This window comes from Pseudoalteromonas lipolytica, assembly GCF_003515105.1.
In the GTDB taxonomy this organism is placed as follows: domain Bacteria; phylum Pseudomonadota; class Gammaproteobacteria; order Enterobacterales; family Alteromonadaceae; genus Pseudoalteromonas; species Pseudoalteromonas lipolytica.
Window position 1 is genome coordinate 1618339 of the sequence record NZ_CP032090.1, and the last position, 13263, is coordinate 1631601.

The window sequence follows — 13263 nt, forward strand, 5'->3', positions numbered from 1 at the left end:
ATCAAGCTTAGCGCTTATACCCACACGCTTAATCAATCTAAATGATTTTGCATTATTGCGGGTTGGTATCATAAGCACCCATCTAGTTGAGTGAATTTTAGCCTCATGCATTCACTTAATTGGTTGGGTGTTTTTTCATTATTAAAGACTTATTATAGGAAAAGTCGTGTTTAAAACCTTGATTGTGGTTGATAACAACGAGCAGCGTATTGCTCAAAACTTTGAAAATGTGATCACTTTTGATACTTACCTACGTGATTACCCAAAACATAACGAACCCAAAACACGTATTTTAAATCTGTGCGATACAGGACAGTATTTAAGTAAGGGTTACTATTGTTCTTTACTTGCAGAAGCAAGACAGCACCAAGTATTACCCAGCGTAAAAACCATTAATGCATTACGTTCAGATGAGCACAGCTCTCGCCACATGCAATTACAAGGTCGCACCGTATTTTTTGGGCAAACACATTGCGAAGACGATATTAAAGCAACTAAAGCATTGTTTTCACAATACCCTGCGCCAATACTGGTGTGTGACGAGCAAGGTGTAGTGAAACAAGGTGCTATTGCGGCGCTTGATGACGACGCGTTTGCCGAATTTGTAAAACAGTTAAGCAGCTTCACAGAATCTGTCTGGCGTATTCACGATAAAAAACGCCGTTACCGCTGGGATATGGCGATTTTGGTTGATCACCAAGAAAAAGTACCACCCAGTGATAAAGACGCCATTGCAAAATTTATTAAAGCGGCAGCTAAGCATGGCATTTATGCACAAGCACTGACTTTTGATGAAATTACCAGTATTGCGCAATACGACGCACTATTTATTCGTCAAACAACGGCGATTGACCACCCAACTTATCGATTAGCAAGTAAAGCACAAAGCTTAGGGCTTGTGGTAATTGATGACGCAGAGTCAATTTTACGCTGCTGTAATAAAGTGTACTTACACGATGCCTTTAATTATCAAAAAGTGCCAAGCTTAAAAACACATGTGGTAGCTGATACATCAACAGACACCATTGAAAACTTAGAAACAAACTTTACGTACCCATTAGTACTAAAGATGCCAGAGGGGTCATTCTCTAAAGGGGTGTTTAAAGTTCAGAACCGTGAAGAGCTGATTGCAAAACTCACGGAGCTTTTTGAGTTCAGTGCGCTAGTGCTAGCACAAGAGTATATGTACACAGAGTATGACTGGCGTGTAGGGGTGTTAAATGGTCGCGCGATTTATGCATGTCGTTATTTAATGGCGCGTAATCATTGGCAAATTTACAACCATGATGCAAAACGCTTTTTTTCAGGTGGATTTGAAACTCTCCCGACTTTTGAGTTACCGAAAGTGGTATTAGATGCGGCATTAAAAGCCTGTAAAACAGTGGGTAAAGGTTTGTATGGCGTTGATGTAAAAGAACATCAAGGGCGCGCGTACGTACTTGAAGTAAACGATAACCCGAGCATTGATCACAAAGTAGAAGATGCCTACCTTGGCGATGAGCTTTATATGATCATTATGGACGAATTTAAGCAACGCCTTGAAGCACGAGGCCGAGGTTAAATGAAGACACCACATTGCCAAATCCGGTTTGCGGAAGTATCGGATTTGGCGGCACTTGTTGCCATTGAAGAGCAAAGCTTTAGTCAAGATAGATTAAGCAGTCGCAGCTTAAAACGCTGGCTTTCAGCAAGCCATGGTTTGTTAATGGTTGCTGAAGTTAACAGTGAATTGGTCGGTTATGGCCTTGTGTGGTGTCATAAAGGCACGCGGTTAGCGCGGTTGTACTCATTGGCCGTCCTTGCGAGCCAACAAGGTAAAGGGGTGGCTTCGCAGCTGCTAATTGCTCTTGAAAACGAGACTGTAAAACGGGGTCGTAGTTTTATGCGACTAGAGGTTGCAGTCAATAATCAGGCCGCAATTCGTTTATACGAAAAGCATGGTTATCATGTATTTGGTCATTACAGTGATTATTATGATGATCACAGTGATGCGCTACGAATGCAAAAAACGATTCGTCGTAATACCGCTTTTAATGCTGATAAACACACACCGTGGTATCAACAAACCACTGAATTTACCTGTGGTCCCGCGGCATTACTAATGGCTATGTCGTCGCTTAATAATACGCCAATGAGCCAATTAAAAGAACTTGATATTTGGCGTGAGGCAACCACCATTTTTATGACCTCGGGTCACGGTGGCTGCCATCCGCTGGGTTTAGCACTTGCAGCGATGAAACGTGGATTTAAGGCTGATGTTGTTTTAAATACCCGTGAATCATTGTTTATCGATGGTGTAAGAAGTGAAAAGAAAAAAGCAATTTTACACACAGTGCATAACCAATTTGTTGCTGAAGCTATCGTTGCGAAAATGCCTGTACGCTATCAAGAACTAACCCTTAACGATATTGAAACATGGCTAGCGGCGGGTAAAGCGGTAGTTTTACTCATTAGTACATATCGCTTTGATGGTAAAAAATCACCACATTGGGTGTGCGTAACGCATGTGGATGAGCATTGCTTATATGTTCATGACCCATTTTGTGAAGACAAAAAGCAACTCGCCATTGATTGCCAACATGTGCCAATAGCAAAAGCCGATTTTAGTAAAATGGCCAGCTTTGGATCATTGCGGTTAAGCACCGCGATGGCGTTTTCTTTATAATTATTAATTCAAATATTTGGAAGTACAGTGACACTGAATAGTCTATTTGATATTGCCCCTTACTCTTGGTCTGCAATTGGTAGTGCTGCATTTTGTGGTGCGATCATTGGTATGGAGCGCCAATTGCGCGGAAAGCCAGTGGGTATTCGCACCTCGGCGCTTATTGTTCTAGGGACCTATTTATTCTTAGCCACCGCATTTATGTTACATGGTGATGTAATTGACCACTCTCGTGTAGTTGGGCAAATAATCACAGGTATTGGCTTTTTAGGTGCCGGTGTCATGCTGGCAAAAGATGGCGCAGTGGTGGGTGTTACTTCAGCTGCAACCATTTGGGTATTAGCGTCTATCGGTGTCGTAATTGCCACTGATAACCTTATGGCCGCTATCAAGCTTTCGGTATTGGTTGTGGTTATTTTATACGGTGTTGATGTACTGGAAGCGAAGTTTAAAAGTTTAGGCCGGGGTGTTCACGCACAAGTAAAACGCTATTCAAAATTGTATTATCGGAAAGAAAAATAGTTTTAGAAATTAGAAATCAAACATTAGATATTTGATCTGACCCCGATAAAGTAGGATCCTTTTTGGAGTCAGATCAATTTGAATTTAGATTTTGAGTAGGAAAAATGTAATGACAACTTGTTACTCAATAAAATCAGCTAATTTACAAGATTTATTACTTGTAGATAGCCAAATTCCTGAGTTTGATGGCAGAAATACGCTAAGTAAATTACACGCAAAGTTGGCTGGTCGTGAGCATCTTGTTTTAGTCGCGTATATTGATAATGAGCCTGTCGCGTATAAGCTCGGTTATGGGTTAGATAATAATACCTTTTATAGTTGGCTTGGTGCCGTGTTGCCAAAGTGCCGAGGGATGGGAATTGCTCAAGCTTTATTAGCAGCACAAGAAATGTGGGTGAAAGAGCATAATTACGATGCAATTAATGTGAAATCAATGAATCGTTTTCCTGCGATGCTAAGTCTGTTGATAAAAAATGGCTATACCATAGCGGGTTATGAAGACAGGGGTAACCCGCACAAGAGCAAAATTATATTCAGCAAAGAGCTTGCTTCCAATTAAGTTAGTTTGTCTCAATAATTAAAAATGCGTCGCCTACACTACCTATTCCCATTTTCATTAATATTAAATCCTTTCGAGTGATTAAACTGGTCGTTACCTACGTTAAAAATGTCTGATTTACGACTGCGTGGATGCAGGTGGTAGAGCAATGCAGGAGCAATTGCCGAGAATAACTAAATAACTAAATTTTTGCCTTGTTATCAAACGAAGTTTTATTCGCTCAAAAATTATTCACTTAATTAAGCAAAATGGTATGAGTTGGCTTTTGAAGCGTTGTTTTATGGTATCGAATAGCGTTAACCAAATAGCTTACGTCTTACCACTGTTCTATATTCACTGGGTGTTTGCGACAGTACTTTCTTAAATACACGGGTTAAATGTCCTTGGTCATTATAGCCAACTTCAAGTGCCACCTCTTGGATTGATAAATTAGAAGAGGCGAGTAATTCTTTCGCGCTTTGTACACGTAACTGCTGCCAATATTCAATCGGAGTTTGGCTGGTGGCTTGGCGAAAACGTCGGGTAAACGTTCGATAGCTTAAACTAAATTGGGCTGCAATTTCCTGTAAGGTGAGCTCAGATGTTAGATTGTTTTTAAGCCAAAACTGGATCTGTGCAATTAATTCGTCTGGGTGTTTATCAACAGCACCTTCTAAATAACGCTGATCTTCGTAAGGTTTTCGAATTTCATGGGAGAAGTTACGCTCTACATGTTGTGCGGCTTCTCGGCCATAATACTGGCTAATTATATGCACAATGACATCGGCTAAGGCATTCAAACTGGCAACGGTATACATACGCTCAGACTGGGTAATAAAGAAGTCAGGCTTTAACTGTACATTAGGGTAATCTCGTTTAAATTGTTCAGCATAATGCCAATGCGTTGTGGCTGGGTGACCGTTTAATAAACCTGCTTCTGCTACTAAGCAATTACCTGTGCCTACGCCCACTATATGGCTCCCTTGCAGCCACGAATCAGCGAGCCAATTAACAAGGCGAGGATGTTTACTCACCACAGGTCGAGGGTTACGCCAAATACCTGGAACAATAATTAAATCGCTATATGGCGCTGTGTCGGGGTCGCTGTCGGGCATAATGGCAAGCCCCGTTCTGTTTGCAATCGGTTTTACTGTGCTGGCAACTAAATTGATATTAAGCGGGGTAAATTCATCGTACCGGTGATGACTTTTCGCAAAAGCTTCACCCGCCCTAAGCATTTCTATAGGTAGAGTAAGACTTGTAATGAGTAGGTGAGGGTACACTAAAATACTAATTTCGATGGCGTTTGCATGTTTACCGTGTGTCACTTTTATTGCTCCGACCAGTTGGTTTTGGCCTATTATGCATGTTATTTGGCTATTAAAGCACAAGGCTACCTAGTTAATCCATTTAAACTTAAGTAATTCTCGTAACACGTTTCTCAAGGTTATTTATGACAGCATTACCCGTTATTGTTGGTATGGGTGGTATTAATGCCGCTGGCCGCACTTCTTTTCATCAAGGTTATCGTCGTATCGTGTTAGACAGCTTAGATGCAACAGCCCGTCAGGAGACATTTTTAGGCTTAGCGACGTTAATGAATTTAGTAACACTGACCGACGGCGTTTTAAAAGATGCTGAAGGCAACGTTATTAACGAAGCTGATATTGAAGCACAATTCGGCGAACAAGTATTAGCAGGTACGCTAATCCGTAAAATTGAAAAAAATCACTTTGACGTTGATGCAACTCCGTGGCAACAAAAAATGACGCTGACAGCGTCTGACGAGCAGCAAATTGTGTTTGAAACTCGTCGTCGTGATTTACCAACGCCAGTACCTGCAAGTTGGCAGGTTGAAGATCTCAGCGATAAAAAAGTAAAAGTAACCATTAGTGCCGACCTTGCTATTAAGCACGACAGCACCCGTGACAACCCGATTAAAGCCGCGGGTCAATTACCTACAGGTTTTGATCCAGCGACCATGTATAACAGTCGTTACCAACCACGAGGCCTACAAGCGACCATTTTTGCGGCAACCGATGCCATTCGCTCTACAGGGCTTGCATGGCAGCATGTTATGAATAGTGTTGAGCCTGATCAAATTGGTACATATTCGGCCTCGGTAGCAGGGCAAGTGGATGACGAAGGGTTTGGTGGCTTAATTCGTGCGAGACAACAGGGCGACCGCGTAAGCACCAAACAATTAGCACTTGGCTTAAATACCATGTCGACTGATTTCATTAATGCGTATGTGACCGGTAATGTTGGAACAACGTTCACCACATCGGGCGCATGTGCCACCTTTTTATACAACCTACGCGCTGCTGTTAACGATATTCAAGCTGGTCGCACCCGCGTTGCGATTGTTGCATCTGTTGAATGCGCCATTACGCCTGAAATTGTCGAAGGCTTTGGTAATATGAGCGCACTTGCTAACGAAGAAGGCCTAAAACGTCTTGATAATACCGATGTGGTAGATCATCGACGTACCAGTCGTCCATTTGGTGAAAACTGCGGTTTTACTATTGGTGAAGGCGCACAGGTGGCAATTTTAATGGATGATGCGCTTGCACTCGAACTCGGTGCTGATATTCAAGGCTCTGTTGCCGATGTATTTGTAAATGCCGACGGTATTAAAAAGTCAATTACAGCACCGGGCCCAGGTAACTATATTACAATGGCTAAATCGGTCGCGCTTGCCAGCAGTATTGTTGGTCAAGAAGCCGTACAAAAACGCAGCTTTATTTTAGCGCATGGTTCTAGCACACCTCAAAATCGTGTAACAGAGTCTCTTATTTATCATAAAGTAGCTGAAACATTTGCGATTGATAGTTGGAAAGTGGCTGCGCCAAAAGCGTATGTTGGCCACACAATTGCACCGGCAAGTGGTGATCAACTTGCCATGGCGTTAGGCGTGTTTAGTCATAATATTATGCCGGGTATTACCACTATTGATAAAGTGGCCGATGATGTTTACAGCCAGCATTTAGATATTCGCACAGCGCACTATCAATGTGATGCAATGGATATCGCTTTTATAAACTCAAAAGGGTTTGGTGGTAATAATGCAACCGCCACAGTGCTGTCGCCAAACGTGACAATGCAAATGCTGACAAAGCGTCATGGCGATGCAAAAATGGCTCAGTACCAAGACCGCAATACCCATGTTGCACAAGCACAAAATGAATATAAGCAACAAGCTGATTTAGGCCATTATGAGCTTATTTATCGTTTTGGTGATGGTTTAATTGATGAAAACGACATTGTTATTAATGAAGAATCGATGACTATCCCAGGTTTTGACAAAGCGATAGCGTTCAACAAATCGAATCCTTATAAGGATATGTATTAAGATCAAGACATGTTTAAGCACATTCTTGACAGCAAGGCGCTTTTAAAGCGCCTTTTTTCGTTTTCCCCAAAAAATACACCTTATTTTTAGCTCCTAAATCGTGTAAGAAAATTTAGTTTAAAAGAGCGTATATAACTCTATAACTCTATAACTCTACTTATAAATACATTTTTAAGGGACATGTAGCCGCGTTGTAGTGATTCAGTATTGGTATAATTTACGCGTTAAAGGTAATAATTCACACTTTTGCCTGTTTGTATCAACGCCGTGCTGACAGTATTCTTAATGCGCTCACTCTATAGGCTTAATCTTGAAACACTCTACCTCTTCACTTGAAAAAACGGCACTGGCTATTTGCTTGACTGTTGCACTGATCGCTGTTGTTTTACCTAATTTAATGACAGAACAAGTTCAGCCGATGATTTCTACAGCATTGGCACACATAGGCAGCGGCTTCTTTTTGTTAATTAACTTTTTATTATTTGCAGTAATAATACTTGCGTTTAGTCCATTGGGAACTCGTAAAATAGGAGGTGAGAATGCACGCATTGAATATTCAAACTTTGGTTGGTTTGCCATGCTTTTTGCTGCGGGAATGGGTTCTGGATTGGTTTTTTGGGGAGTCGCTGAGCCTGCGCTGCATTCATTGAACCCACCCTTAAAGCAAAGTTTATACCCCGATAGATTAGCAAGTAGTCTTGCATTAACGCTGGTTAATTGGGGCGCACATGCGTGGGCATTATATGCTGTGTTTGCCATCGTGTTAGGTGGTTTAACTCAATACAGCGGTAAATCCGGTGACATGTGCGCGCCTGTAATGAGTGCAATAGGCAATAAGGTAGATAAACAGGGGCAACTTACTCTCTGTTTTGTGGTTAAGTTGATTGCCGTATTTGCTATTTTTTTTGGTGTGGTTGGTACCATTGCTAATTCTACATTACTGATCAGCAAAGGAGTTGAGCTTGAGTTAAACATAACTTCGCCAGCTTTAATTGGCTCTCTAATAGTGGGGGTGCTCTTCATTATTTATACCGTATCGGCAAAGTTTGGTATTAGGCGCGGTGTGCAATCGTTAAGTATATTTAATGTAATTTTGGCGTTTACTCTATTAATTTGGCTTTTGTGTGTCGTTCCTATAGCGCCAATTATACAGATAGCCTTAGATGGTACAGGTTATTACATACAACTACTTGTAACGGGTACTTGGCAGTTTGATAGCCAGTTAAATAACTCAGATTGGGCGAATCGATGGACTTATAATTACTACTTTTGGTGGTTAGCATGGGGGCCATTCGTGGGTGTTTTTTTAGCGAAAATTAGCCAAGGACGAGCTGTTTGGCAGTTTGTTTTAGCTGTTGTCTGCATTCCCACGGTTGTAACAATTATTTGGTTTTCTGCATTTTCTGGTGCAGCAATTGAATGGGATAAACTGAATCAATCGGGTATTTTATTGGCTATAAAAGATGATTATAGCCAAGGGCTGTTTGTTTTTTTTCATCAATTAGGTTGGCAAGGTACGGTATTTATTTGGGCTAGTTTGCTGCTGTTACTTGTGTTTGTTGCGACATCAGCAGACTCTGCAATTTTAGTCATTAAGCAGCTAGTGGGGCGTGAAAACTCGCAGGGGATTACTTTATATGCTTGGTGCTTAGCTTTGTTTTTATGTAGTTATGTATTGTTGCTTCAACACGATGAGCTACTAAATAGAAGTGTAGCGATTCTTGGGGCACTGCCTTTTTTGATAATTTTTATTTTACAACTTGTTGGGTTTTTAAAAGAATTTGTTCGTGACTTATGTAAGTAAGCTATTCAACATTTTTTACAGTCGTCATTGATTGTTAGTTATTTGTAAGAGGTGGTTAAAGAAGAGTCGCAGTGAGTGCCGGCTTTCTAATAGGCTAACTATCTGCGCTGCAACCGCATTGATTCTTACACTCTGCATCCATGCCCTGTGCTGCGAAGGTAAAGTTACAGCACGCTTGTAATTTAGTTTTAAGTTGTTCGCGACCGCGTTTGATGCGTGATTTAACCGCTGGCAGGCTCAATTTATATTTGTCGGCAATTTGTTGTTGTTTGAGTTGCTGCAACTCGCTGTCGATAAGTATGTTGCTAACATGGGCGGGTAAATCTTGAATTAACGTGTTAATACAGCGGTTGAGTTGCTGCTCACTGTAAGCCGCTGCCCAGTCTACCTCAGGCGCATGCAGTTGCTCTAGTTCGTCGCTACTACTATTGGGACGTTTACTGCGGTAGTAATCAATTATGGCGTGACGGCAGATTTGATAAAGCCAGGGCTGTAGCTTGTCGGCGGCACTAAGGCTGTCGATATTGTTAAGCACTTTAATAAAGACATCTTGCAGTATGTCTTCAGCCATCGCTTGGTCGTTCACTTTGCTGGCGATAAATCCCAGCAGTTGCTGGTGGAATTGCTTCCAGATATTTTCAATCATAATTAGGCTTCGTCCATACTAAGGCATCAGCACCTAAGTGCTGTTGCCTTGATATTTATGACAGCTTAACAGCAGCTGTTTTTTGTATTTGGGTTACAGCTCTTACAATGGCAGGGCTGTAAGGTTTGGCACTCATTGTTAGCACAGTTGCAGTTACAATTACAGCTACTGTCACAGTCATTGTTACAGTTACTTTCATTGTTACAGACACAGGGCTCGTCGCAGTTACTGCTAGTATCGGGGTTACTGGTGTTGTTAGTTGTACTCATTATCTTGCTTCCTTATTTTGTGATTAAACATTCACTTCACTACTAGAGACGCAAGCGAGAGAAAAAGGATGCACGTATTTATCGCAGGGCGCTCACATTAGAGTTTGCTTGCGCTTTAAATTAGGTAATTTCGTGAGGGAATAAGGTGAAAATAGCTTTATTTACAGTGGTTTGTTGTTGAATAAGTCTTAAAAATATAACTGCCATGTTGCAATTAAATCGACTTATAATTTTTGAGGATATACTTTAATAGTTGTGGGTGAGTATTTTCAGCTACTTTATTCTCAGGTAAGTAAGATAGTAACAAAAAGCAAGGCTCCAACCGTTAGCGCCTATCTGTTTGCTTTGTTGAAAGCGTGTGAGGAAGTTATATCCTCACACTAAGTACACTACAGGTGACGGTGATGAAACTCTAAATGTTCATCAATAAAGCTACTAATAAAATAGTAACTGTGATCATAGCCAGCATGCATATTTATTTCAGCGGGGTAATCTTTTTCATTGACGACCAAAAACAAGTTTTCTGTTTTTAGTTGTTCAACTAAAAAGTTGTCAGCTTCGCCTTGATCAATACGCAGCGGTAAATAATCTTCTGGGCTTGCTTGTTTCATGAGCTCGCAGCTATCGTAATTGCGCCACGCCGCTTTGTCAGTCCCTAAGTAATGACTAAATGCTTTTTCACCCCATGGGCAATTAATAGGGTTGACGATAGGGCTAAATGCGCTTGCGCTGACAAACTGTTTTGGATTTTTAAGCGCAATCATCAGGGCGCCGTGCCCTCCCATTGAGTGACCTGCAATCGCTTTTTTATCAGTAACAGGGAAGTGCGCTTCAATTAACGCTGGCAACTCAGTCACAACATAATCATACATATTGTAATGTACATTGTAGGGGGCTTGTGTTGCGTTAACATAAAAGCCTGCACCTTGACCAAAATCGTAGCTTTCGTCGTCAGGTACGGTGTCGCCACGCGGGCTTGTATCAGGTGCGACAATAGCAATGCCCAGTTCGGCGGCTTTTTTAAAGGCACCGGCTTTTTGCATAAAGTTTTCATCAGTACAAGTAAGGCCTGACAACCAATACATCACAGGTACTTTATTGGTTTCACTTGCACCCGGTGGTAAAAATATAGCAAAACGCATTGCGCAGTGTGTACTGCTCGCTTGATGCGTGTATTGCTTATGCCAACCACCGCTGACTTTTGTTGAGCTTATATTTTCGAGCATATCAGCATCCTTGAAAATGAAAGCGCCTTTTTAAATCAAGGCGCTTATTAATGATTAGTAATGAATAACAGAGCGGATACTCTTACCTTCGTGCATTAAGTCAAAGGCTTCATTAATATCTTCAAGTTTCATGGTGTGTGTGATGAAGTCATTAAGTGCAAATTCACCCTTCATATATCGTTCTACTATTTCAGGTAATTCAGAACGGCCTTTTACTCCACCAAATGCGCTTCCACGCCATACGCGGCCTGTTACAAGTTGGAAAGGGCGTGTTGAAATTTCTTGGCCTGCGCCTGCAACACCAATAATAACTGATTCACCCCAGCCTTTATGACAACACTCAAGTGCAGAGCGCATTACGTTTACGTTACCGATACACTCAAATGAGAAATCGACACCGCCGTCGGTCATTTCAACAATCACTTCTTGAATTGGTTTATCGAAATCATTTGGATTGATCAAATCTGTGGCGCCAAGCTTAGTAGCCAGTTCAAATTTGCTGGTATTAATATCAATACCGATAATACGACTAGCGCCTGCCATTTTTGCACCGATAATAGCAGATAAACCAATGCCGCCAAGACCAAATATAGCAACCGTGTCACCTTGTTGTACTTTAGCAGTTTTAGTAACCGCCCCCATACCTGTTGTTACGCCACAGCCAAGTAGGCAAATTTCTTCAAGCGGGGCTTCTTTACTCACTTTTGCGAGTGAAATTTCAGGAAGTACAGTGTATTCAGAAAACGTTGAGCAACCCATATAATGATAAATTGGTTGACCGTCTTTATAAAAACGAGTGGTGCCATCTGGCATTAAACCTTTACCTTGTGTTTCACGAACAGCTGAACACAGGTTTGTTTTACCCGATTTACACATCTTACACTCGCCACATTCAGCGGTGTAAAGAGGAATGACGTGGTCGCCGACTTCAACGTGAGTTACACCTTCACCTACAGCCTCTACAATACCGCCGCCTTCATGGCCGAGAATAGCAGGGAAAATACCTTCAGGATCTTCACCAGATAAAGTGAATGCGTCTGTGTGACAAACACCGGTTGCTACAATTTTTACAAGCACTTCGCCTTTTTTAGGCATCATCACATCGACTTCTTCAATCGATAGAGGTTGGTTTGGTCCCCAAGCAATTGCTGCTTTTGATTTAATAAAATCAGTCATAACGTTCCCTTATTTGTAGGTAGTAGATAATTAACATAGACTATTTTATTTATTTCTCAATGGATGATAATCTTCGATTTATTAAAACACTTTTACAGTATGGTAATAATGAATCGTTGGCATGGAATTGATGAGTTTTTAGCCGTCGCTGAAACAGGCAGCTTTACTAAAGCAAGTCGATTATTAGGGATGTCAGTGGCGCATGTCAGTCGCTATGTGAGCCAATTAGAAGAGCGTTTAAATACGCAATTGCTTACTCGGACAACGCGCAAGGTGGTACTTACCCAAGAAGGTGAAGTGTTTGCTCATCAAACTAAACAATTGCAAAATGCGATGGACGACGCCACGGCACTTTTGGCTGAACAGCAACTGACGCCAAAAGGGACAATTAAATTAACTGCACCAGTGATGTATGGCGAAAGCTACATTATGCCTGCTGTCCATACATTTATGCAGAAACATCCTGATATTGAAGTCATTAGCCATTTGAGCAATGAACAAGTCAATTTATTAGATGAGGGATTTGATCTGGCAATTCGGTTAGGGCATTTAAAGGATTCATCATTAAAAGCCAGACGGATAAGTCAGCGACGTTTAGTGATTTGTTGTAGCCCAGACTATATCAATAACTATGGTCAGCCTCATAGTGTGAGTGAACTTCATCAGCACCACTGTTTAATTGGAAATAACAGTTACTGGCGTGTGAAAGATCAACTTCAAGATAAACATATTAAAGTGGCGGGTCGATTACAGTGTAATAGTGGCTGGGCTTTGGTTGATGCTGCTATTAAAGGTTTAGGCATTGTGCAGCTACCAGATTATTACGTGGATAAATATTTGCAGTCAGGTCAATTAGTCGCGGTGCTTTCCAATGTTGCCCCCGCACCTGAAGGCGTTTGGGGGGTATATCCGCCAAGGCAATTTATTGCAACGAATGTAAAAGCATTATTAGACCACTTAATAGAAACTGTTCAAGTATCAGATTTATAATTATTTTTTACAAATTCGATAATCCCATCATGGCTAAATATATGCTAACATGAGCGCATATTTAGCCCTTGTAAA

At 41.3% G+C, this 13263-nt stretch carries 11 protein-coding genes; 7 read left to right on the plus strand and 4 right to left on the minus strand.

Going from position 1 to position 13263, the window contains the following annotated elements; all coding sequences use genetic code 11:
* The first annotated feature begins 166 nt into the window (after positions 1-166).
* The 4 genes from D0907_RS07365 to D0907_RS07380 all read left to right on the plus strand — a co-directional run bounded on the left by D0907_RS07365 (position 167) and on the right by D0907_RS07380 (position 3746).
* Positions 167-1561 carry a RimK family protein gene (locus D0907_RS07365; RefSeq protein ID WP_036968785.1) on the plus strand — a complete coding sequence of 465 codons (1395 nt, stop codon included), beginning with the start codon at positions 167-169 and terminating at the stop codon, positions 1559-1561.
* A complete protein-coding gene (locus tag D0907_RS07370; RefSeq protein ID WP_036968782.1) occupies positions 1562-2665 on the plus strand; it encodes a GNAT family N-acetyltransferase/peptidase C39 family protein in 1104 nt (367 codons plus the stop codon).
* A 27-nt stretch (positions 2666-2692) separates the two neighbouring features.
* The gene (locus D0907_RS07375; RefSeq protein ID WP_036968779.1) at positions 2693-3187 is read left to right on the plus strand and encodes an MgtC/SapB family protein; all 495 of its coding nucleotides are present in this window, start codon (positions 2693-2695) and stop codon (positions 3185-3187) included.
* A 109-nt stretch (positions 3188-3296) separates the two neighbouring features.
* Positions 3297-3746 carry a GNAT family N-acetyltransferase gene (locus D0907_RS07380; protein ID WP_118844218.1) on the plus strand — a complete coding sequence of 150 codons (450 nt, stop codon included), beginning with the start codon at positions 3297-3299 and terminating at the stop codon, positions 3744-3746.
* Between the two features lie 296 nt (positions 3747-4042).
* Here the strand turns inward: D0907_RS07380 and D0907_RS07385 are convergent, their stop codons facing one another.
* Positions 4043-5053 carry a GlxA family transcriptional regulator gene (locus D0907_RS07385; protein ID WP_036968773.1) on the minus strand — a complete coding sequence of 337 codons (1011 nt, stop codon included), beginning with the start codon at positions 5051-5053 and terminating at the stop codon, positions 4043-4045.
* 125 nt (positions 5054-5178) lie between these two features.
* On the opposite strand from D0907_RS07385, the gene D0907_RS07390 reads away from it, so the two are divergent.
* Both D0907_RS07390 and D0907_RS07395 read left to right on the plus strand, forming a co-directional pair.
* The gene (locus tag D0907_RS07390) at positions 5179-7077 is read left to right on the plus strand and encodes a beta-ketoacyl synthase (RefSeq protein WP_036968770.1); all 1899 of its coding nucleotides are present in this window, start codon (positions 5179-5181) and stop codon (positions 7075-7077) included.
* Positions 7078-7387: 310 nt separating this feature from the next.
* The gene (locus D0907_RS07395) at positions 7388-8881 is read left to right on the plus strand and encodes a BCCT family transporter (protein ID WP_231387323.1); all 1494 of its coding nucleotides are present in this window, start codon (positions 7388-7390) and stop codon (positions 8879-8881) included.
* A gap of 94 nt (positions 8882-8975) precedes the next feature.
* Here D0907_RS07395 and D0907_RS07400 read toward each other — a convergent pair whose 3' ends face one another.
* The 3 genes from D0907_RS07400 to D0907_RS07410 form a co-directional block, all read right to left on the minus strand.
* Positions 8976-9527, minus strand: a complete 552-nt coding sequence (locus D0907_RS07400) for a sigma-70 family RNA polymerase sigma factor (protein ID WP_051501774.1) — start codon at positions 9525-9527, stop codon at positions 8976-8978.
* Between the two features lie 658 nt (positions 9528-10185).
* Entirely contained in the window at positions 10186-11022 is an 837-nt protein-coding gene (gene fghA / locus D0907_RS07405) for an S-formylglutathione hydrolase (protein ID WP_118844219.1), read from the minus strand.
* A 54-nt stretch (positions 11023-11076) separates the two neighbouring features.
* Positions 11077-12198, minus strand: coding sequence for an S-(hydroxymethyl)glutathione dehydrogenase/class III alcohol dehydrogenase (locus D0907_RS07410; RefSeq protein WP_036968764.1), 1122 nt, complete (start codon positions 12196-12198; stop codon positions 11077-11079).
* A 108-nt stretch (positions 12199-12306) separates the two neighbouring features.
* On the opposite strand from D0907_RS07410, the gene D0907_RS07415 reads away from it, so the two are divergent.
* On the plus strand, positions 12307-13188 hold the full coding sequence (locus tag D0907_RS07415) for a LysR family transcriptional regulator (RefSeq protein ID WP_036968761.1): 882 nt from the start codon (positions 12307-12309) through the stop codon (positions 13186-13188).
* Positions 13189-13263 lie beyond the last annotated feature (75 nt).

Bases quoted from the DNA above. Each gene is read 5' to 3' on its own strand.
- D0907_RS07370 (WP_036968782.1), top strand. From the start codon at position 1,562: ATGAAGACACCACATTGCCAAATCCGGTTTGCGGAAGTATCGGATTTG.
- D0907_RS07380 (WP_118844218.1), top strand. From the start codon at position 3,297: ATGACAACTTGTTACTCAATAAAATCAGCTAATTTACAAGATTTATTA.
- D0907_RS07390 (WP_036968770.1), top strand. From the start codon at position 5,179: ATGACAGCATTACCCGTTATTGTTGGTATGGGTGGTATTAATGCCGCT.
- D0907_RS07400 (WP_051501774.1), bottom strand. From the start codon at position 9,527: ATGATTGAAAATATCTGGAAGCAATTCCACCAGCAACTGCTGGGATTT.
- fghA (WP_118844219.1), bottom strand. From the start codon at position 11,022: ATGCTCGAAAATATAAGCTCAACAAAAGTCAGCGGTGGTTGGCATAAG.
- D0907_RS07410 (WP_036968764.1), bottom strand. From the start codon at position 12,198: ATGACTGATTTTATTAAATCAAAAGCAGCAATTGCTTGGGGACCAAAC.
- D0907_RS07415 (WP_036968761.1), top strand. From the start codon at position 12,307: ATGAATCGTTGGCATGGAATTGATGAGTTTTTAGCCGTCGCTGAAACA.